Here is a 21,696-nt window from a genome sequence, read left to right as displayed (position 1 = left end):
ATTACATTTTCTCTGTATGATCAACTTCCCCTATACATTAAAAATACATTCTCTCTACTAATGACCGGGGAAGAAAATCAACTGCAAAATAAAAATCAATGCAAATACATAAATGAGCCAATGAACCTCTTTCGCCTTACCGCGGAATATTTTTACGAATGGATACGTAATAAACCCAAGTGAAATCCCCGTCGCTATGCTCGACGTTAACGGCATGGAAAGAATGATAATAAATGCAGGAAAAGCATCATCGAAAGAACTCCAATTCACTTTCGCGAGCCCCCCCATCATAAAGCAGCCCACGATAATTAAAGCGGGAGCAGTAATCGCAGGCAGACTTGAAATAGCAGCGATAAATGGAGAAAAGAAAATCGATACAATAAATAATAATGCCACAACAACAGTCGTTAATCCTGTTCTTCCTCCCGCAGCTACACCGGTAGAAGATTCAATGTAAGCGGAAGATGGACTTGTCCCAAACATCGATCCTATGGTTGTGGCCGCTGCATCAGACATGAGAGCTGCACGAGCTCGAGGCAGACTTCCGTCCTCTCGAATAAAACCGGCTTGTTCCGCGACACCGACCATAGTTCCCGTCGTATCAAAAATTGTAACAAGCAAGAAAGCAAAGATTACGGTATATAAGCTGTGACTTACTACCCCTCCAAGATCAATATCCCAAAATACTGGAGCAGGCGGGGCAGAGGCAAAACCTTCAAGGTTTAATTGACCTGTAAAATAAGCAATAATGGCGGTAATCATCATCCCTATAAACAGAGCACCCGTAACTTTACGTGTAACAAGAGCAAGAGTAATCAACAGTCCAACAATCGTTAACAGTGTCCCTGGAGCAGATAAATCCCCGAGAGCTACCAGATTCACGTCACTAGCAACTATTATATGAGACATTCTAAGTCCCAGAAAAGCAATAAACAGGCCTATTCCTGAAGTAATTCCATATTTCAATGATGGAGGAATCGCAGTAATTAACTTTTCCCGAAGACTCGTTAAACTCAGAATAATAAAGAGAATTCCAGCAAGAAAAACCGTACCTAAAATAACAGAGTAAGTGACTCCCTGCTGAGCTACCTCCGTGACAAAATACGCATTCATTCCCATACCCGGCGCAATCGCAATCGGATAATTTGCCGCCAGAGCCATAGTTAAAGTGCCAATAACTGCCGCAATTACAGTTGCCATAAATACTTGTTCAAAGGGCAGTCCAGCAGCTTGCAAAATTCCCGGATTCACCACAATAATGTAAACCATAGTTAAAAAAGTAGTAACTCCTGCCAGCACTTCAGTTTTTACATTCGTTTGATTTTCAGCTAATTTAAATCGCTTAAACAAAAGAAAACACCTTACTTTCTTGAAAAATAACACCGTTTACTATATTAGTTATTTTCCGTACAAAATTCAAGTGATTCTACTTTATCGTTCGGATTTTTAAGATCACACCTGGAAGAAAACTAAACTGTCCCTCTGTCCCTATAGAACACTATTGTCTCGAACAAATACTTCATGAATGAGGCACTATATTGGAATAAAAGACATCACCGTATGAATTATACTCTTTCTATTCACACAAAAAACCGCGCTTTAAAAGCACGGTCTATGCATCTATGCCTTAGAGAATGGTCTGTACCATTTCATAATTGTTTCACAATCATTTTTCTCCAGATACAAACATTCAGCCTTAGCTCTGCCATCGCCTGACTTTAGTGATACGGCAACACTTTCCAGTTCAGCACGTTTTTGAAAGATGGTCTGGGAAACGGCCGCCGATTGGATCCGATGTCTTTTCATAATATACGTTTGTAATCCAATAGCCCGGTTTCTCAAAAGCAGCTGGTCGTTGTTCACATTCCATCCCGCATCTCGATAACTGAGCCAGCCGATACCTGTAAAAAATAAAGGTACAATTAATGAAAAAAGTCCAAGTGGAAAGAAAATAATGATGGCCGCTGCCGAAAGAATCCAGGTGATCCAAGATTTTCGCAGTAGATAGCGGCGCACAGAACGGACTGGCGGCCTTTTGATAGAAACATCTAGTCCATAATCATCTAAGATTCCTGCCAGTTTGCCCCTTATTTGATTCCTTTTAATTAATGGGAAGAGTCGTAATTGCTGCTCTGCTTCCTTGTTCATGGATCCTCCTGCACTAATTAGAGTCAAGGAGGCATACCCTAATGGCTGGCGAATTAAGTTTTCGTCCATACGGATCCCTTGAATTCTCTTCCTTGGAATGGTCATCTGCTTTTTCTCTAGCAGACCTCTCGTAATAATTACATCGTTTTCTTCAAGATAAACCGCAAAGTTTGCATACCTGAATACTGTCAAAATAATTGAGATACCATAAGCAATCAATAGCAGGACAAAAGCAGAGAAAGCAATAATTAACACGCTGAACTGCAGCCAATCTTTGATCTCGTTGTATAGGGTTCCAAGCGGCAGAACATCCATAAACTGTGAAAAGAACACTCCTGCCCCAGACAAAACCACGCCTACGCCGCCTGAGGAAATTGCCATCACTACGATATCCTTCCATTTCATTTCATAAACCAATTTTCGATTAGTCCTTTTATTCACTTCTTGTTCGAGCGATACATCTGTCTGCTGTTCCTTATAAATAAGATTCTCGAGTTCGTCCGCCTCTGTTCTCTTAATGGCGGTTAATTCTGCTTCCGCCTTTTGCTTCCCTCCCGATCCGCCGGCAGTTTCGACGGATACCTTTACTAAGTGGAACGGCCTGTGGAAAATCCCCTCAGAAAAATTCAAACTTTGGATTCGATCAATTGGAATATACCTTTTCTTCTTGAAAATCAGCCCATATTCAATCCTCAGTTCCCCTTCTTCTACGCGATAAGTGAAACTAATCCAGCGAAATATCCCTCTTAGAAGAACACTGAGCAAAACTAATCCCGTAATTCCTATAGATATCCAATTCACGGAGCCTCCCGAGAAATTGCCATTTAAAAAGATAATCGCTAGTAGAGGCAGAAGGGAGTCCTTTAAGCTTTTAACAAAATTGATAACCGCGGAAACTGGATGAAGCCGTTTCACTTCAGACATCCTCTTCCGCCACCCTTGCTAAAGAAGAGATAGACAGACGAAGCCGTTCCGCTTCCTGTTCATTCAAGGCAGGTACTTTATGAACAGTCGCTGCAGTAGAAATGCTGATTGTAGCTAAGCGATACTTTCTAAGTAAAGGTCCCTGCTCTGTATCCACGTGCTGGACCCTGATCATAGGCACCAGAGTGCGTTGAATAATGAATAATCCATGCTGAAGCTCAATTTCCTGATCCGTCACCTCATATCTCCATCTCTTCCATTTTACCAGTGGAATCAGCCATACAGAAAATACGAGAAGCAGGATGGTCGCGGCCAAGGGTATGGAAATGATCCAGGTTGGCCAATCCCAAATGTTTGTAAGAACGATAAATCCAATACTAATAAGGAGCATAATACCGACTTGGATCGCACCATAAATGCGCCATAACTCTAAAGCTTTTTCAGATATTCGTTGACTTGGTTCTCTCACTTACTTCACCTGCTCTTTCATCTTCCATTTAAAGTACGTTTCATCCAACCTATAGGTTTCACAATCTAATAAGACCAGACATGCATATAAAACATGTCTGGTCTTGTAGCATGACAATATGTTTATGATTTCTTGCTGGATAATTCCTTCGCTTTATTGGTACAAGCTGTCATAGCCTGTATCACCGAATTTCTTAACCCACTTTGTTCCAATGAGGTGACCCCAGCAATGGTGGTTCCTCCTGGTGTACAAACCTCATCTTTCAACTGAGCGGGATGCTTCCCTGTTTCTTTCACCATTTTAGCAGCTCCCTGGACAGCCTGAGCAGCTAATTTATATGCTTTATCTCTCGGAAAACCTTGCTGTACTGCTGTATCTGCCATGGCTTCGATAAACATGTAAACAAAGGCCGGGGAAGAACCACTAATCGCAGGTACCGCATCCATCAATTTCTCTTCAATAACCTCGGCTTCCCCGAAGCTTTGGAAAATCTCCATCACTTCAGCCAGTTCTTCTTCCGTCACGAAGTCGTTAGGACAAAGGACACTCATCCCTTCCCCAACCAGTGATGGGGTGTTTGGCATCGAGCGGATCACTTTCACATTAAATCCAAACGCTTCATGAATGGATTGCAGAGTGATACCAGCGGCTACAGTAACAATGACCGTATCCTCTGGAACTTCCGACCTTATTTCCTGTATGACCCCTTGATAAACGTATGGCTTAACCGCTAAAAATAGAACATCACTTTCTCTTGCCAACTGTTTATTATCATCTGTAATATTTATACCATATTCTTCTGCAACAAAATCGATGGTTTCATCGGTTAGTGCTGTAGCAGATATTTGATTTTCTTTAACGGTGCCAGAGTTCATCATTCCTTGGATCATCGCTTGACCCATATTTCCGCACCCTACAAATCCGATCTTTTTATTCACGTGGCCTCTCCTCCTTAGTGACTTATATTGTATCTGATAATCACTACCACCACAAACCCATAATTTGTGAACGTAAAGAACTAGTAAATATTTCATGTTTTATGACGAAAAGGTTTACAAATGGACATTCTTTCCCTATAATAAAGAATGTATTCTTCATATCATAACGATTCACCACAAATATCATAGCTGCTACGAGAAAAGCCGAGCTGCCTCAAGCTCGGCTTTTTTCGTGGTTTGCTTCAATCGAAATAATGTCCCATCGTAAGCAGACATAAAGAACGCCAGATCACGACTGATCTGGCGTTCTTTATGTCTTAGCTTGTAATTTCCATACTGCCTTTTTCACTGAAAAATTCTTTCATAGCGTAAAAGACATCGGCTTTCTTTCGTAAAATATGATACCTGAACTTTGGATGATCAATGGATTTGTAGGCTTGCATTAAACTGGAAGCTCTATTGTACTGATTCACTTCTCCATAGCCAAACATTTGCGATACAGAAATCAGTTCTTCTATTAACCCTAAACAACGTTTATTATCAGACGTTAAGTTATCACCATCAGAAAAGTGAAACGGGTAAATATTATAGCGCTGCGGAGAATATTTATCATGAATAAGTTCTAAAGCTTTTCTGTAAGCAGATGAACAGATCGTTCCCCCACTCTCACCTTTCGAGAAGAAATTTTCCTCACTGACTACTTTTGCCTGAGTGTGATGGGCAATAAATTCAACTTCCACGGTTTCATAGTTTTTGTTTAAAAACCGGTTCATCCAGAAGAAAAAACTTCTAGCCATGTACTTCTCCCATTGGCCCATGGATCCACTAGTGTCCATCATAGCAATAACTACTGCTTTTGATTCTGGCTTTTCGAAATCATTCCAAGCTTTATATCGAATATCTTCCGGGAAAATAGGAGCAAATGATGCCTCTCCACCCAGAGCATTCCGCTTATATGCCTCAAGCATGGTTCTTTTCTTATCAATATTACCGGTTAATCCAGTCTTACGAATGTCACTAAACTCGAAATCTGTTTGAATGATGGTATCCTTTTCTTTCTCATCTAGATTAGGAAGGGTTAACTCCCTAAACAATGCTTCCTCTAGCTCAGCTAATGAAACCTCAGCTTCATAATAGTCCTCTCCTGCCTGATCTCCAGCTCCCTCTCCTGCTCCGGGTTTACCTTTGGATGACGGCGCCTGTGCAACTACATCGCCTATTTGGCTGTCTCCCTCACCTTGACCAGCATGCTTGTTTTTTTCGTAGTTATAACGGATTTTATATTCATCAAGTGAACGTATAGGTATCTTAACGACACGGTTTCCGTTGGACATTACGATATTTTCTTCTGTTATTAAATCTGGCAGTTGCTTCTTCATAGCATCCTTTACTTTTTCTTGGTGCCGCCGCTGATCATCGTAGCCTTTCCGATGGAGGGACCAGTCGTCTTCGGCAATTATGAAACTTTTCTCATCTTCCATCATTTTCCCCCTCCTACTCGAGTATTACTCTATCGTATGCAGGTCCACGTGATTGGATGAAACGAAATCTAATATACCTAAATTATTTGTGTTTTCTCCTATAATTCAGGCAGGCTATCCTAGATATTTTTTATAAAAATGGTTTTATTATATCAGCAGCTTTGAAGATGAAAATTGAGGCAGTTCATTATTCCGCTAAAGCACCCTATTCTTGAAGACTCAGTTTCGAGACATTTCAGGTCCGTTGCCATATCAAGACTGGGGTTGGATGGGAAATAACTCGCTTTCCTGCGGGGGAACTGGCAAGCCTCCTCAGTCGTTATCACTCCTTGTGGGGTCTCGCCTAGCTCCTTCTCCCGCGGGAGTCTCGCTATTTCCCATCCAACCCCGCTGTCTATAAAGTGAACGGACATTTTCAATCGAAGGAAAATTATCGCTCTACCTTTCTACACGCAATTAAATCGGAATTTTAGCAGCAATCAATGCTTTACATGCTCCTCTTTTAATTTAAGGGGATATAAACAACAGACCGTCTTGAGACATACCAAAAAAACCGGATGCAGGGAATGCATCCGGTAGTCAGTTATTTATTAATCACTGGCTGTTGATAAAGCTTCTTCGAAATAAGCGTCTGCAGAATCAGGAACAGTCCGCCAACGGCCCAGTATAAAGGAAGAGCTGCTGGTGCTGAGAAGGAAATGAATAAAATCATTACCGGTGATAGCAAACCAATCAGCTTCATTTGCTTCTGCTGTTGTTCAGTCATACCGATCATAGATACACGGTACTGAATAAAATACAGAATCCCTGCGATAATCGCCATCGCCATATCCGGCTGGCCTAAATTAAACCAGAGGAATGTGTGAGTAGCAATTTCGTGAGACCCGCGAATCGCATAATAGAAGCCCATCAGAATAGGCATCTGAATAATAAGCGGCAAGCAGCCCATATTTAAAGGGTTTATATTGTGAGTCTTGTAAAGAGCCATCATTTCTGCTTGGATTTTTTGTTTGTCTTCTTGATTTTTCGCTGCCTTTAAACGAGTTTGAATGTCTGTCATCTCAGGCTTTACAGCGTCCATTTTCACCCGCATGTCCTGACTATTTTTAAATGTTCTCAACATAAATGGCATTAACACAAAACGAACGGCAAGCGTTATAAGAATGATCGCAATGCCATAATTCTCACCAAATGCATCTGCTACTACCTTAATTAAATCAATAAAAGGCTGTACCAAATAGTGGCCGAAAAAGCCATCCCCATTTGCTGCACTCTTCGGTGAACACCCTGCTAACATTAACCCAAAAACACTGATAATACCTAATAAACGTTTCACTTACAATTCCTCCTCTATATTTGAATATCTAACAGCAAATATAAAGAAGGAAATGGTCGTCATCTCCGGAATCATCTTTTCTTCTAACGGTTCTCTGCAGCCAATGGATCATTTCATTAACCGGCGACAATAAATGAAGCCGTTCTTTCACTTCCGCCTGCTTTTTTTCTGCAGTAAGATGGTGAGTTACGAGACCCTTAGAGGGTTTCTTCACCATATGCAGCCAAATGGTATCGACCGCTACCGTCACAAATAGACTTATATAGATGGATAGAAATAATAAATCATAAGACCCATCAAATAATTCTGCAATTATTGTCATAGTCAAAACTCTTTTCTTCGTATTCTTAGCTGTATTTCCAAATCACTAATTATGTCTTTCTAATTACTCTATTCTCTATCATAAATCGCTTTGCAAAAAATCGCAATGGTTGTTACCTCAAGGTACTAGTTTCTTCCAAAAAAGATAAAGTTGGACACAAAGTTGTGCTTATACAACCGTTTTCTTAAAGTGGATGGTCGCCTGCTTTATCCAGCGGAAGTCTTTCCTAATTTATCTTCTAAAGAGGACACATAAAAAACAAAAGAACCGCCGGCTCAGCCGGCGGTTCTCCTATTAATTAACCTTCTAGCAGTAGATCATAAGGATCTTCAATCATTTCTTTAATTCTGCGCAGGAATTGAACTGCTTCTTTACCATCTACAATTCTATGGTCATAAGAAAGCGCAATGTACATCATCGGGCGAGCCTGGATCGTATCGTCAGGCATCACTTTCGGGCGTTTTTCAATGTTATGAAGACCAAGGATTCCCACTTGTGGAGAATTCAGGATCGGTGTAGAAAGCATAGAACCAAAGATTCCGCCATTTGTAATCGTAAATGACCCGCCTTGAAGATCTTCCAATTGAAGTTCTTTGTTACGTGCTTTCGTTGCCACGTCTGCAATTCCTTTTTCTATGCCAGCGAAGTCAAGTCTGTCAGCATCACGTACTACAGGAACAACCAGACCTTCTTCGGTAGATACCGCCATGCCGATATCGTAGAATTTCTTCTTCACAACTTCGTTTCCTTGAATTTCAGCATTGATTAGTGGAAATTCTTTTAATGCTCCTACGGCTGCTTTCGTAAAGAATGACATAAACCCTAGTTTAACATCATGCTTTTTCATGAAGGATTCTTTACGTTCGCTGCGGAGCTTCATCACATTTGTCATATCCACTTCATTGAACGTAGTCAGCATGGCAGAAGTCTGCTGTGCTTCAACTAGACGCTTGGCAATCGTTTGACGGCGGCGGGACATTTTCTCACGCTCTACCGGCTTTTCAAACTCTGTTTTTTCACTGCTTTCTTTCTTCTCTTTTTTAGGAGCTTTCTTTTCATCTTTCTGACTGCTGCTGCTTGCTGCCGCATCTACATCTTCAGGACGAATACGGCCAAGTGGATCACGTGCAGAGATTTCAGAAAGATCAATTCCAAGCTCACGAGCCCGTTTGCGAGCTGCAGGAGTAGCAATTACTTCCCCTTTATTGCCCTTCTCAGAAGAAGTATCTTGTTTATCATTAGATTTTGCTGCAGGTTTTTCTTCCTGCTCTTCTTGTTTAGGTTGTTTCTCTTCTTGCTTTTCTTCCTCTTGATCTTTGTCTGAGGAGGAATCCTCATTCGATGAACCTGCTTCACCATTCTCATCAACTTTGGCGATGACGTCTCCTACTTCTACATCTTCCCCTTCGTCTTTGAGCAGTTCTGCAATGACACCGCTAGCGTCTGCGTTAACTTCTACATTTACTTTATCTGTTTCTAGTTCAAGAATAGGATCGCCTTTTTCAACTTGATCCCCTTTCTTTACTAGCCATTCTGCAATCGTACCTTCAGTAATGGATTCAGCTAATTCAGGTACTTTAATTTCCTTCATTTGAATTTCCTCCTTTAGACATCTGTAGCGCTTCATGGATTATACGATTTTGTTCGGTTTTATGAATGTTTGGTTCACCCACTGATGGCGAAGCACGGTGAGGACGTCCAACATAACGGTGAATCTGACCATCTTTCAGCATTTTGTGAAGAATTCCTTCTACATAATACCATGTCCCCATATTTTGCGGTTCTTCTTGAACCCAAACAAGTTCTTCAAGGTTTGGATATTCGCTCAAGATTTCTTTCAAATGCTTCTCTGGGAACGGATAGATTTGTTCAATACGAACGGCATCAATAGTATCAAACGAATGATTTTCAGCTTTTTCAACCGTATCCTCGATATCGACCATAATCTTTCCGCTTCCAAGCAGCAAGGTTTTCACTTTATCTTTGTTCTCTTCTTTCGTTAACCCAGGCTGTCTAAGGATAGGCTGGAACTTACCTTCACTAAACTGTTTACCTTCGACGGCAACGCGTTGATTTCTTAACAGACTTTTAGGTGTCATCAATACTAAAGGACGCGCTTCTTCCTGGTTGCTAATAGCAGCCTGGCGTCTTAGCAGATGGAAATACTGAGCAGAGGAAGTAACATTAGCTACAGTCCAGTTATTCTCTGCGCCCATTTGTAAGAAACGTTCTAGTCTTGCACTGGAGTGTTCTGGTCCCTGTCCTTCATAACCATGAGGAAGCAGGAAGACCATGTTGGATTTTTCATCCCATTTTGCTCGTCCAGCAGCAATAAACTGGTCAAAAATAACTTGTCCAGCGTTAGCAAAATCTCCAAATTGAGCTTCCCAAAGAACTAAGGCTTCGGGTGCCTGAACGCTGTAGCCATATTCAAAGCCAATAACTCCCGCTTCCGATAATGGACTATTGTGGATATCGAAGGAAGCTTTCGCTTGTTCTAATCCATGAAGCGGACAATACGTTTCTCCCGTTTCTACATCATGAAGAACCATATGACGGTGAGCAAATGTTCCTCTCTCTGTATCCTGACCGGTAATTCGGATAGGAGTACCATCTTCGATTATCGATGCAAATGCTAGAGCTTCCGCTGCAGCCCAATCTACTTGATTGTCTTCGTCCAGCATTTTTCCACGTCTTTGGAGAATCTTCTCAAGCTTTTTAAATCCATTAAATCCTTCTGGACGCTCGAGCATTCCTTCATTCAAACTGCGGAGACGATCAATGCTTACAGCAGTTTCAATTTCATCAAGAGGACGTTCTACTCCGCCCGGACGCTCTTTGACTTCAGGCTCGTCCGTATCGTGCTCACCCATGTTGTCATAAATAGTTTTCATCTTTTTATCGATTTCTTCTTTTAACTCTTCTAATGCACCCTTATCTACTACACCTTCGTCAATCAGGCGTTCTTCATAGACGGAGGCTGCGGTAGGATGATTATCAATTTCCTGGTACAGCTGCGGCTGTGTCGCCCTAGGTTCATCAATTTCGTTATGACCATAACGGCGGTAGCCTACTAGATCGATTAATACGTCTTTATGGAATTCCTGACGATACTCATAAGAAAATGCCACCGCTGACAAACAAGCTACTGGATCGTCGGCATTTACGTGAATGACTGGAATTTCAAATCCTTTTGCCAGATCACTGGCGTAGCGGGTAGATCGCCCATTACTGCGATTCGTTGTAAACCCTACAAGATTGTTAGCAATAATATGGATTGTCCCCCCCGTACGATAACCAGGCAGGTCACTCATGTTAAGGGTTTCCGCTACTACTCCTTCACCGATGAAGGCAGCATCCCCATGGATTAATACGCCGAAAGCTTCATCTTGATCCATTTCAGCGTATCCAGGTTTAGTGCGATCATCTTGTGCAGCTCTTGTAAAGCCTTCTACTACTGGATTTACATATTCCAAGTGAGACGGATTATGACTCAAGGTAACGCGGGTAGTGGATTGCTCTCCATTTCCAACTTTACGGTGAGCACCAAAGTGATACTTCACATCTCCCGTCCAGCCATAGTTAATGCCTGTAGAACCTTCTGAAGGAACGAGTTCTTTATCCGCTGAATGGTGAAATTCAGAGAATATAAGGTCATATGGCTTCCCTAGAACGTGAGCGAGAACATTTAAACGACCGCGGTGAGCCATTCCCATCATTATGTTCTCAATTTTGTCAGTGGATGCTGAATGAATAAGATAATCAAGCATCGGTACCATAATATCCAGGCCTTCAATTGAAAAGCGTTTCTGGGCAACAAATGTTTTTCCTAAAAACTGTTCAAACCCTTCCACTCTAGCCAAACGTTTTAGTAGTGTTTTCTTCTCTTCATTGCTCAAATTAACTTGAAACAATCCAGCGTCTACTTTATTCTGCAGCCAGTGGCGCTCGTCATCATTATTAACGTGATCGAATTCAAATGAAATCGTTCCCGCATATCTTTCTTTCAATGTGCGCACAACTTGAAGAGCGTTCTGCAATTTAACCGGTGAATTCGGCCATACCCATTCTGCTGGGATGTCTTCTAAATCTTTCTCACTTAATCCGTAATAGTCAGGATCAAGCAGTCTTGTTGCTGGGCGCTCATCACTGCCCACGGCATATATATTGGCCTGTAAATGGCCATGACGGCGAATAGCCTCAACAAGTTTCATCGTTGAGGTTACCTTTTCAATATCGGCTGATGTGGCTGAAGCTGCCCCATTTGGCTGTGCGGCTGCCCCTGTTTTCATCCAATCAGGTGCCCCATGCTCATCAAATACTTCTTTTAAAGAAGGATCGACTGCAGAAGGGTCTTTTTGATATTGTTCATATTGTTCTTCGATGTACCCCATATTGGGGCCGTGAAAGTTTTCCCAAAATCTTTCGGTGGACCCTTGTATTGACACGTGTAATACCCCCAAGTAGTTGTTGACTAGTGTTGTTTCGTAAACGTTTGCAAGCCCATTTCCTATTATAGAATTGATTCGAATACTTATTCAACATATACAGCTTATTTTTTGCATCTTAACAACATTACCATTATAACAAGAAAGACGCACCATTGGGTACGCCTTTTTCTCTTTTACCAGTAAAGTGGTATGAACTTGTTATTCTTCATCCTCAAGAACTCGGTACGCTAAGTCAAAAAGCTTCATTTGGCTGTTAATGCGTTCCTCCCCTTTCTGGGGCTTTACATAGCGGTAGCTGCCATCGCTCGCTTGTTCACGGGCTTTGACATTATCACGAAGCATGAGAGATAAAATTTTATTTAACCGGGATTTAACTGAAGAATCATAAATTGGAAATAAAAGTTCTACTCTCTTTGCCATGTTCCGCGTCATCATATCCGCTGAGGATAAAAATATTCGTTCATCACCATTATGGTTAAAAAAGAAAATACGGCTGTGTTCCAAAAAGCGTCCCACTATACTAATTACCCGGATATTATCACTGACTCCTGTAATTCCAGGCCGCAAACAGCAAATGCCCCGGATAATCAAATCAATTTGCACACCCGCCTGAGAAGCTTCGTAAAGTTTCATAATTAAGGCTTTATCCGTTAATGAATTCATTTTAGCAATAATTCTTCCGTTACCATGCTGCTTATGAAAACGGATTTCATTATGAATGAATCGAATGAAGTCATTGCGAATATCAAAAGGAGCCATCGATAAATGGTGGTAATGCGGTTTTTCAGTATAACCGCTTAAATAGTTAAAGAAATCAGTAGCATCAATTCCAAATTTACGTTTAGACGTAATAATTCCCATATCTGTATAGAGCGATGCTGTCTGGTCATTATAGTTCCCTGTCCCCAGGTGAACGAAACGCTCAATTTTGTCTTGCCGTTTACGAACGACCAATGTTATTTTACTATGAGTTTTCAAGTATGTCATGCCATAAATGACATGACACCCAGCTTTCTCTAGTTCTTTTGCCCATTGAACGTTATTTTCTTCATCGAACCGGGCTTTCAACTCCACGAGCACCGTTACCTGCTTTCCATTCTCGGCAGCTCTTTTCAAGGCTTCGATGATGGGAGAATCTCCACTTACCCGGTACAGTGTCTGTTTAATAGCCAGTACCTCACTGTCATCTGCCGCTTCCGAGACAAATTCCACCACCGGTTCAAAGGATTCAAAGGGGTGATGCAAAAAAACATCACCTTCGCATGCTGCATCAAAGATATTCTCTTCTCCTTCTAAATCACGGGGAGGCTGAGGCATCAGCTTCTCGTAAACAAGATGGTCTTTACATTCTGCTATGGTTTTATGAAACTTAAAGAGAAATGTCAAATCAAGCGGTCCATTCGTGATGTAAAGGTCATCCTTATGAATCTCAAGCACCCGCAGAAGAAAGGCAATGACCTTGTCATCAAATTTCCCTTCCCGTACCTCCAGCCTGACTGCTGCTCCCCATTTTCGTTTTTTAAGTTCTTTTTCTATTTCTTTTAATAAATCCCTAGCACCTTCTTCGTGAATCGTCATATCCGCATTTCTCGTAATGCGGAATTCAGAAATTGATTCGACGATAAACCCTCGGAATAATTTATTGATGAAATAACTAATGATTTCTTCTAGTAGAATGAACTGATGCTTCGATGTATGAGTAATTTCAATAAATCGGTTCAGCACTGAAGGAACTTGGACGATTGCCGTTTTCGTTACTTCCTCAGTCGTATCAAAGGCATCCTTTAGGACCACTGCTAAGTTGATGGATCTATTTAATAACATCGGGAATGGGCGATAAGCATCTACGGCCATGGGAGTGAGTACCGGAAAGATTTCTTCGTCAAAATATTTCTCCATCCGCTGTATTTCCTCGTGAGTGAGATCTTCAATGGATAGAATTGAAATATCTTCATCCTCAAGCTGAGGCATCATTTTCTGGTAGGATTCATATTGTTTGTGCACAATATCATGATTAATACTTGCAATCTTTGCAAGCTGCTGCTTTGGTGTTAAGCCTGCCTTATTTTCAGGTTTGTTAAACCCTGCCTTCACCTGATCTTTTAACCCGGCCACCCGAACCATGAAAAACTCATCCAGGTTAGAAGAACAAATGGCAAGAAATTTAAGCCGTTCCAGCAAAGGGTTATCATCATCCTGTGCTTCTTCCAGTACACGTTCGTTAAACGCAAGCCAGCTCAATTCTCGATTATTATAGTATAACGGGTTGTCTAATTCTAAAGATTTGGATTCTGTTAACATTTAACGTTCACCCTTTACATTTTGTAGTCCTATTTTCACAATACCCCCTAAATATAAGCTGAACGTTAAATCTGTTTAAATATCCTGTAAAGTTCGTGAAAAAAATGATTTAGGAGGAACTTCCACTTGTCTCTTCAAAAGACAATTCGATCGACCTCTTCAAAGCTTTTTCCAAGTGCTTTTTTTGTTTCTCTGCTTGATATTCTTCCGGCATCCAGTCGCCTCCAGAATAAGCAGTAATCTGCAGATCACCATCATGTATAGTAATGTGAATGTCCTTCACCGTTTGTCTCCGGGTACTATCGAGGCTGTAGCAGAATTTAAGCATTGCCCCAAGCAGCCGGATCTTTTTTTGTTCTGTTTTTAAAAACCATTTTTTATAAGGGTGCAGAAACTGCTTGAAAATCGTTTTATTCTTAAAGGATGCCATTAAAGCTAAACGGAGCCGCTCGATATGCATTAAGCCGTCAATTGTCCGGTTTGCCAGTAAATAAAAAGTATGCTGGGAACTGGCTTCATTATCAATGTATTCCCCTAAATTAAACACATAACCCGCCCTTTTCACCTCGACCCAATCCTCTTTCGTTAAGGATCCGATCCCTTTATCATGAAGCTGATGAAAGAGCTCATAGGCCAAATGCTGAACGTGATGAACCTGTTTCATGCTTAACTCATAATCGTTGATTAACTCCTGGATACTTTCTTCCAGGACATTAGGAAACAGGGAAGTCCCCATGTCTCTTGTAAGCTGTTCGTAAAAAACACCGTCTCTCAGACCTTTACGGCTCAATATAAAGCCCGAAGCCTGGATGGTGTCATAAAGCGAGTGGAAGACCTCTGTAGCAGGCAGAATAATATCGGCCCGGTCTTTGGATAACCCCTCTACTTTCTGAAGTTTTTTCATCGGCAGCGTAAACAAATAATTTTTAACAAAAGACAAATCGCTGTCTTTCATTTTATATTGGTGAAGACCAGCGAGAGGGTAATCTTTCAGACTTTGATCAATCTGCACAAGATTACGCGCGCCACCGCCTATTCCAATTAAAGGGACTTGACGGTCTTTCAGCCACGGCAAGGAATGAAACTGCTCAAGTACATAGTGGCGAAGATTAGAAAACTCTTCTTCTGTAGGGAGATCTTCTTTAAAAAAGTCTTGTTTTAGAGTAAGAGCTCCGAAAGGAAAACTGTGTGATTCAATAAGCTGCCGATCTTTAAAATATGTAACTTCCGTACTTCCACCGCCGATATCGACTGTGATCCCTTCTGTCACAGAAGTAGAATTCACAACCGCTAAGTAGCCATAGTAAGCTTCTTCATGTTCTGAGAGAATCCTCATGTGGAAACCTGTTTCATCAGAAACTCTTTTCAGGATTTCTGATTGATTAGCGGCTTGCCTGATTGTTGCCGTTGCTACACAAACCATCTCTTCTAGTTGATACGATTTGGCAACTTCATTAAAGCTGTTTAATGTACTCGTCAGCTTTTGCACGCCCTGTTCTGAGAGTGTTTCATTATCCAGCAGGTAATTTCTTAGTCGGGCGACAGCCTTGACATTCTCAATTTCCCGCAAACGTCCGCCTTTATCTCTGAGGTAAATGACCAGTCTCATAGTATTTGAACCTACATCAATAATTGCATAATATTTCTTCGCCAATCGTCCCACCCACTTTCATTTTGACGCCATTATAACACAACAAACCGCCGGACTGTGAAAGGGTTCACGGTCCGACGGTCTGAGGTTAACTATCGGTTTAACAAGCTTCCAACGTATTTAAGTAATTCATTCGCAGAACTTGAATTGTAACCATGTTCGTCTACTAGAGTAGCTACCACTTCATTCATTTTCTTCAACTGCTGTTCATCTGGAGTTTTCGTAGAAGTTGTAATTTTTACAACGTCTTTCAAATCAGCGAATAATTTCTTCTGAATCGCTTCTCTTAATCGTTCATGGGACTGGTAATCAAATTTCTTTCCTTTTCTAGCATAAGCTGAGATCCGTATCAGAATTTCTTCTCTGAATGCTTTTTTAGCATTCTCTGAGACTCCGATTTGTTCTTCAATTGAACGCATCAGACGTTCATCAGGATTTAATTCTTCTCCTGTAAGCGGGTCTCTCAGTTTAGATTTATTGCAGTAAGCTTCGACATTGTCTAAATAGTTATCCATTAACGTTACAGCGGATTCTTCATAAGAATAAACAAACGCTTTCTGTACTTCTTTCTTAGCTATGTCATCGTATTCTTTACGAGCCAAAGAGATGAACTCCAGATAGCGCTCTTTATCGTCACTGGATATAGAAGCATGACTGTCGAGGCCGTCTTTTAAAGATCTTAGGACATCCAAAGCATTAATCGAAGTCATTTCTTTCTTAATAATAGTAGAAGAAATCCGGTTAATAACATATCGAGGGTCAATTCCGCTCATTCCCTCGTCAGAAAACTCCCTTTTAAGTTCCTCCACATCCACATCGCTGAACCCTTCAAGGATTTCGCCATCATAGAGCCGCAGTTTTTTCAAAATATCGATGGACGCTTTCTTCGATTCTTTTAATCTTGTAAGGATAGAGAACATTGCAGCAACCTTCAACGTGTGCGGAGCAATGTGTACATCACGGATATCACTCTCGTTAATCATTTTTTCATAGATTTTTTCTTCTTGGCTGAACTTTAAGTTATAAGGAACTGGCATAACAATCATCCGGGAATGCAGCGCTTCATTCTTTTTGTTCGCGATAAAGGAACGATACTCTGCCTCGTTGGTATGGGCTACAATCAATTCATCTGCCGAAATAAGAGCAAATCTTCCTGCTTTAAAGTTTCCTTCCTGAGTCAGGCTTAATAAGTGCCAGAGAAACTTCTCATCACATTTCAGCATTTCCTGGAATTCCATCATCCCGCGGTTGGCTTTATTCAGCTCGCCATCAAAACGATAGGCACGAGGGTCAGATTCAGATCCATACTGAGCAATGGTTGAAAAGTCAATGGAACCAGTTAAGTCAGCAATATCCTGCGATTTAGGATCAGATGGACTAAAGGTACCAATGCCTGTACGCTTATCTTCAGAAAAGAAAATACGCTCAACAAGAACATCCTCAATTCTTCCGCCGAATTCACTCTCCAGCCTCATAGTATTCAAAGGTGACAAGCTTCCTTCAATCCGAATCCCGTATTGCTCTGCAAACTCTTCTCTCAGCAAGTGAGGAATTAAGTGAAGCGGATCCTCATGCATCGGGCATCCTTTTATAGCAAACACGGCACCGTCATCGGTGTGAGAAAACTTTTCAAGTCCGCGTTTCAAAAGATTGACTAAGGTTGACTTCCCGCCGCTTACCGGCCCCATTAGAAGCAAGATACGTTTCCGTACATCCAGTCTCCGTGCTGCTGGATGGAAATATTCCTCCACTAGCTTCTCCATAGCAAGATCCAGACCATAAATATCATCATCAAAGAATTTATAACGCTTATGGTCATGTTCTTCTACTACACCCGCATTTTTAATCATGTTATATACACGGGAATGTGCTGATTGAGCTAAAAAAGGACGTTCCTTTAATAAATCCAAATATTCGGCAAATGTACCTTCCCATTTAAGTTCCTCTTCTTGTTCCCGGTGGTCTTGTATTTTCTTTAAAATGTCCACTTAGCGACCTCCCCCGTCGTAACAGACGAATTTATTTAATCCTATGCTGTAAAAAAACAAAACATGTACGAATAATTCCTGCACTGGCCCCTCCTAATGCAGCTGGAGGGTACGATTTATCCTATGTAAGAAGAAGAGAAATCAGAAGTCTGATCCTAGATAGAATCATAAGAGAAACATCTTTAGTACAATTGAACTAGTTGTTCAACAACGCAAGCGACCAGGAAAATCCGACAAGCATAAGACGAACGGCGAAGAGAAGCAAAGAGATCTTCTGAGCTAAGTCAGCGGCAGCAAGAAGGGCGACCTCCCGTCACTTGGGATAGATAGCTTTGGATCGCGTGGACAAAAAAAGATGACCAATCCAGTGATCAGTCATCATCTTCCAGCTCGTGGTCTCTGTAATAGCGATTATATTGAGTAAGGGCAAGAACTAAAAAAATTATAAAAAGTAACAAGTTCAGCCATCTTAAATCAAAGTATACAAAAGCAAGGATCGCCCAAATGGCAGCACTTATAAAGAATAGAATACTTGATAATAGAGTCTGATTCATGGGTAACGCCCTCCTTACCTTATTTTACACCATTCCTTCTGGCCCATGTGATTTCTTACTATTTATTCTCTCGAAGGTAAATGTTACATTTAATGGGAGTTACTGAGAAATTTTTACGTTCTCTTAAGTATATTTTTGGTTTCGTCTCCTCATCCCTCAGGAATTACCTTACCCCTATCTTTGTTTTACGTATCGGTAATCCCTTGAATCGCTCTAAAGCAGGGAGAGAGACTCTCCAAAATAAACATTCTAGGAAGTTAACATTCTATTTAAGCTTTTTTGACTTACTCTATATGCCTTGTTAGAATTAATTTGAATATTTTAGCTAGGTAAAGCAATTTAATTGGGAAAGAAGGTCAACATGATGGAATCTTGGTACTTTGTCGATTCTGGCCATTGCACCCCTGCCATCAATATGGCAATAGATGAAGCACTTATGAATTGGCATAGTGAAGGTAAAATACCACCGGTTTTACGCTTCTACGGTTGGGCTCCAGCAGGACTCTCTGTAGGATATTTCCAAAAAGTAAAAGGTAAAATCGATCTTGAAGGTGTAAAAAGGCATGGATTTGAACTCGTCCGCCGCCAAACTGGAGGACGAGCTGTTTTACATGATCAGGAGCTCACCTACAGTGTGATCGTATCTGAGGATCATGAAGATATGCCCGCTTCGGTTAAAGAAGCCTATTTAGTTCTTTCCAAAGGACTGCTCGAGGGTTTTAAAAACCTTGATATAAATGCTGAATTCGCTGTTCCAGAAGGCAAATTAGGAACGACCGGATCAGCAGTTTGTTTTGAGGAACCTTCCTGGTATGAACTCATTGTAGAAGGCAAGAAAGCAGCTGGCAGTGCACAGACAAGGAAAAAAGGCGTGATACTTCAACATGGTTCCATCCCCATCGATGTCGATGATATGAAACTGTTTGATATGTTTATTTATAAAAACGAGCGAATAAAAGAACGCGCCCGTCGTGCTTTTGGCGATAAAGCTGTATCTATTAACAGCGTTCTCGATTCCCCAGTCACTTTCGACGAAACGAAGAAAGCTTTCCACGAAGGGTTCGAGAAAGGATTAGGGATTCAATTGCAGCCTTTTCACCTCAGTGATGAACAATGGGATGAAGTTTATAAAATTGCTGAAGAACGCTACAATAATGATGCTTGGAATTATGCACGTTAAAAAGGAGTGGACTTATACAAATGGCTAAGAAACAAGACTACATAAGAAAACCCGATTGGCTAAAAATAAAAATCAACACCAATAAATCATATACGGGTCTAAAGAAACTCATGCGCGAGAAGAAACTCAACACTGTTTGTGAAGAAGCTCGCTGTCCGAATATCCATGAATGCTGGAGTGAACGTAAAACAGCGACATTCATGATCCTTGGAGATACTTGTACCCGCGGCTGCCGCTTCTGTGCAGTTAAAACCGGACTGCCCAATGAATTGGATCTGGGAGAACCGGAACGTGTTGCTGAATCAGTGGAAATTATGGGATTAAAACACGTTGTAGTAACCGCCGTGGCAAGAGATGACCTTAACGATGGCGGAGCTGCTGTATTCGGTGAGACGGTAAAGGCCATTCGCCGCCGGGTCCCTGGATGTACAGTAGAAATTCTTCCTTCAGACATGAAAGGAGACTATGATAGTCTTCATACCCTTATGGGCGGGGAACCCGATATTTTCAACCATAATATTGAAACCGTGCGCCGTCTGACCAAACGCGTCCGTGCCCGGGCTATGTATGATCGTTCTCTTGAACTCCTGCGCCGAGTTAAAGAAATCCGTCCAAACACTCCAACTAAATCCAGCCTCATGGTCGGACTTGGAGAAACAAAAGAAGAAATTATTCAAGCCATGGACGACCTTTTGGCTCATAATGTAGACATTATGACCATTGGCCAATATTTGCAGCCAACGAAAAAGCACTTGAATGTAGAGCGCTATTATCACCCGGATGAATTTGAAGAACTAAGAAAAATTGCCATGGAGAAAGGCTTCAAGCACTGTGAAGCGGGTCCAATGGTCCGTTCCTCTTATCACGCCGATGAGCAGGTAAACGAAACTTCAGCTCAGCGCCGCATTAAATATATGCAAGGCTATGAATCCCAGGGAGAAGAGCTAGATAAAACAAACTTCTAATTTTCACTTTCTCAGGATGTCTGATTGAATCAGGCATCCTATTTTTATGCTCCACGGTCTAAGGACCTATGTTATAATCAAACCAATATTTAATCACTCATGAAAAAATTGCCATTATACATATAAGGAGAGTAGCCTCTATGAAAATACGTTGGGTTCCATGCGCTTTGTTCAGTTCTTTAGTGCTTTTATCTGCCTGTGGAAGTACTAATGAATTTGAAAATGTCACTCCAGATGACCAAACGGAATTATCACTACATATGAAAGAAGAACAATCCTCTGAAGAAGTTGTCCCGGATTATCAAGAAAAGGATGAAGAAAGTCGTACAATGGAAAGTGAGTTTGAAGGTGAGGGTGATCTTACAAAGGAACTAGCGGCGATTAAAGAGACAGCTTTAGACGATAACACCGATGTCACGGACTCCTCAACCTCCACTGAAGAGGAAGATACCTCTTCCCAGTCTGATTTCACAAATGACTCAGAGTCCAGTCAGAGTACCACTCATTCTCAATCAAATAGTTCCAGCTACCAGGGTTCTACTGGAAGCCATTCAAGCGGAAGTAACAGCTCTTCTTATAATAATTCCAGTTCTAACAGTAATACCGGAAACACCGGAAGTTCTTCTAGCCAAGGATCTTCAGGTTCGTCGGGATCTTCGGGATCTTCGGGTTCCTCAGGATCCTCAGGGTCCTCGGGGGATTCAAATTCTTCAGGGTCGTCCTCAGATCAGTCTGATGGGGATAGTTCTGACTCCGGATCTGCTGATTCCAATCCAGACAAGGATAAGAATCCTGCAAATCCGGACCCTGATCCTCAGCCTGATCCGAATCCAGATCCTGTGGAACCAGATCCAGATCCTGAACCTACTCCAGATCCGGACCCTGTTCATCCTGATCCCATTCCCCAGCCGTCGACAAATTCAAAGAGTGATATGTAAAAAAAGCCGCCCCGTGCTGAACTATAACCCGAATAATGGACACTTATAAA

The 21,696-nt window shown here is 41.4% G+C and carries 16 protein-coding genes; 3 read left to right on the top strand and 13 right to left on the bottom strand.

Annotated features, from left to right (window positions below; genetic code table 11):
• Positions 1 to 57 precede the first annotated feature (57 nt).
• From Q7A53_RS04940 to Q7A53_RS04880, 13 genes are all read right to left on the bottom strand, one after another.
• Positions 58 to 1,350 (bottom strand): NCS2 family permease, encoded by a 1,293-nt coding sequence (locus Q7A53_RS04940; protein ID WP_411788016.1) that lies wholly within the window; start codon positions 1,348 to 1,350, stop codon positions 58 to 60.
• 270 nt (positions 1,351 to 1,620) lie between these two features.
• Positions 1,621 to 3,072 (bottom strand): PH domain-containing protein, encoded by a 1,452-nt coding sequence (locus Q7A53_RS04935; protein WP_411788015.1) that lies wholly within the window; start codon positions 3,070 to 3,072, stop codon positions 1,621 to 1,623.
• Complete coding sequence (locus tag Q7A53_RS04930) at positions 3,065 to 3,541, bottom strand: PH domain-containing protein (protein ID WP_411788014.1); 477 nt, start codon at positions 3,539 to 3,541, stop codon at positions 3,065 to 3,067. Before Q7A53_RS04930 ends, Q7A53_RS04935 begins: the two co-directional genes overlap by 8 nt.
• Before the next feature lie 122 nt (positions 3,542 to 3,663).
• A complete protein-coding gene (gene proC, locus Q7A53_RS04925) occupies positions 3,664 to 4,479 on the bottom strand; it encodes a pyrroline-5-carboxylate reductase (protein WP_411788013.1) in 816 nt (271 codons plus the stop codon).
• A gap of 317 nt (positions 4,480 to 4,796) precedes the next feature.
• The gene (gene yhbH / locus Q7A53_RS04920; protein ID WP_411788340.1) at positions 4,797 to 5,960 is read right to left on the bottom strand and encodes a sporulation protein YhbH; all 1,164 of its coding nucleotides are present in this window, start codon (positions 5,958 to 5,960) and stop codon (positions 4,797 to 4,799) included.
• Between the two features lie 583 nt (positions 5,961 to 6,543).
• Positions 6,544 to 7,257 carry a membrane protein insertase YidC gene (yidC, locus tag Q7A53_RS04915; RefSeq protein ID WP_411788339.1) on the bottom strand — a complete coding sequence of 238 codons (714 nt, stop codon included), beginning with the start codon at positions 7,255 to 7,257 and terminating at the stop codon, positions 6,544 to 6,546.
• A gap of 67 nt (positions 7,258 to 7,324) precedes the next feature.
• Positions 7,325 to 7,618 carry a hypothetical protein gene (locus Q7A53_RS04910; protein ID WP_411788012.1) on the bottom strand — a complete coding sequence of 98 codons (294 nt, stop codon included), beginning with the start codon at positions 7,616 to 7,618 and terminating at the stop codon, positions 7,325 to 7,327.
• A gap of 298 nt (positions 7,619 to 7,916) precedes the next feature.
• Positions 7,917 to 9,209: a 2-oxoglutarate dehydrogenase complex dihydrolipoyllysine-residue succinyltransferase gene (odhB, locus tag Q7A53_RS04905; protein ID WP_411788011.1), complete on the bottom strand. Its 1,293-nt coding sequence runs from the start codon at positions 9,207 to 9,209 to the stop codon at positions 7,917 to 7,919.
• Positions 9,196 to 12,012 (bottom strand): 2-oxoglutarate dehydrogenase E1 component, encoded by a 2,817-nt coding sequence (locus Q7A53_RS04900; protein ID WP_411788338.1) that lies wholly within the window; start codon positions 12,010 to 12,012, stop codon positions 9,196 to 9,198. Before Q7A53_RS04900 ends, odhB begins: the two co-directional genes overlap by 14 nt.
• A gap of 255 nt (positions 12,013 to 12,267) precedes the next feature.
• On the bottom strand, positions 12,268 to 14,370 hold the full coding sequence (locus tag Q7A53_RS04895; RefSeq protein WP_411788010.1) for an RNA degradosome polyphosphate kinase: 2,103 nt from the start codon (positions 14,368 to 14,370) through the stop codon (positions 12,268 to 12,270).
• A gap of 109 nt (positions 14,371 to 14,479) precedes the next feature.
• Complete coding sequence (locus Q7A53_RS04890; protein ID WP_411788009.1) at positions 14,480 to 16,024, bottom strand: Ppx/GppA phosphatase family protein; 1,545 nt, start codon at positions 16,022 to 16,024, stop codon at positions 14,480 to 14,482.
• A gap of 89 nt (positions 16,025 to 16,113) precedes the next feature.
• The gene (locus tag Q7A53_RS04885; RefSeq protein ID WP_411788008.1) at positions 16,114 to 18,009 is read right to left on the bottom strand and encodes a PrkA family serine protein kinase; all 1,896 of its coding nucleotides are present in this window, start codon (positions 18,007 to 18,009) and stop codon (positions 16,114 to 16,116) included.
• Between the two features lie 371 nt (positions 18,010 to 18,380).
• On the bottom strand, positions 18,381 to 18,563 hold the full coding sequence (locus Q7A53_RS04880; protein WP_411788007.1) for a hypothetical protein: 183 nt from the start codon (positions 18,561 to 18,563) through the stop codon (positions 18,381 to 18,383).
• A gap of 364 nt (positions 18,564 to 18,927) precedes the next feature.
• Here Q7A53_RS04880 and Q7A53_RS04875 point away from each other — a divergent pair, with 364 nt between their 5' ends.
• From Q7A53_RS04875 to Q7A53_RS04865, 3 genes are all read left to right on the top strand, one after another.
• Positions 18,928 to 19,743 (top strand): lipoate--protein ligase family protein, encoded by an 816-nt coding sequence (locus Q7A53_RS04875; RefSeq protein WP_411788337.1) that lies wholly within the window; start codon positions 18,928 to 18,930, stop codon positions 19,741 to 19,743.
• Positions 19,744 to 19,763: 20 nt separating this feature from the next.
• The gene (gene lipA / locus Q7A53_RS04870; RefSeq protein ID WP_411788006.1) at positions 19,764 to 20,708 is read left to right on the top strand and encodes a lipoyl synthase; all 945 of its coding nucleotides are present in this window, start codon (positions 19,764 to 19,766) and stop codon (positions 20,706 to 20,708) included.
• Between the two features lie 140 nt (positions 20,709 to 20,848).
• A complete protein-coding gene (locus Q7A53_RS04865) occupies positions 20,849 to 21,646 on the top strand; it encodes a hypothetical protein (protein ID WP_411788005.1) in 798 nt (265 codons plus the stop codon).
• The last annotated feature ends 50 nt before the right edge of the window (positions 21,647 to 21,696 follow it).

The sequence above is a fragment of the Halobacillus rhizosphaerae genome (assembly GCF_046719735.1).
Taxonomy (GTDB): domain Bacteria; phylum Bacillota; class Bacilli; order Bacillales; family Halobacillaceae; genus Halobacillus_B; species Halobacillus_B rhizosphaerae.
The sequence above is the reverse complement of the archived record's forward strand: the minus strand, read 5'-3'. Positions and strand labels throughout refer to the sequence as shown.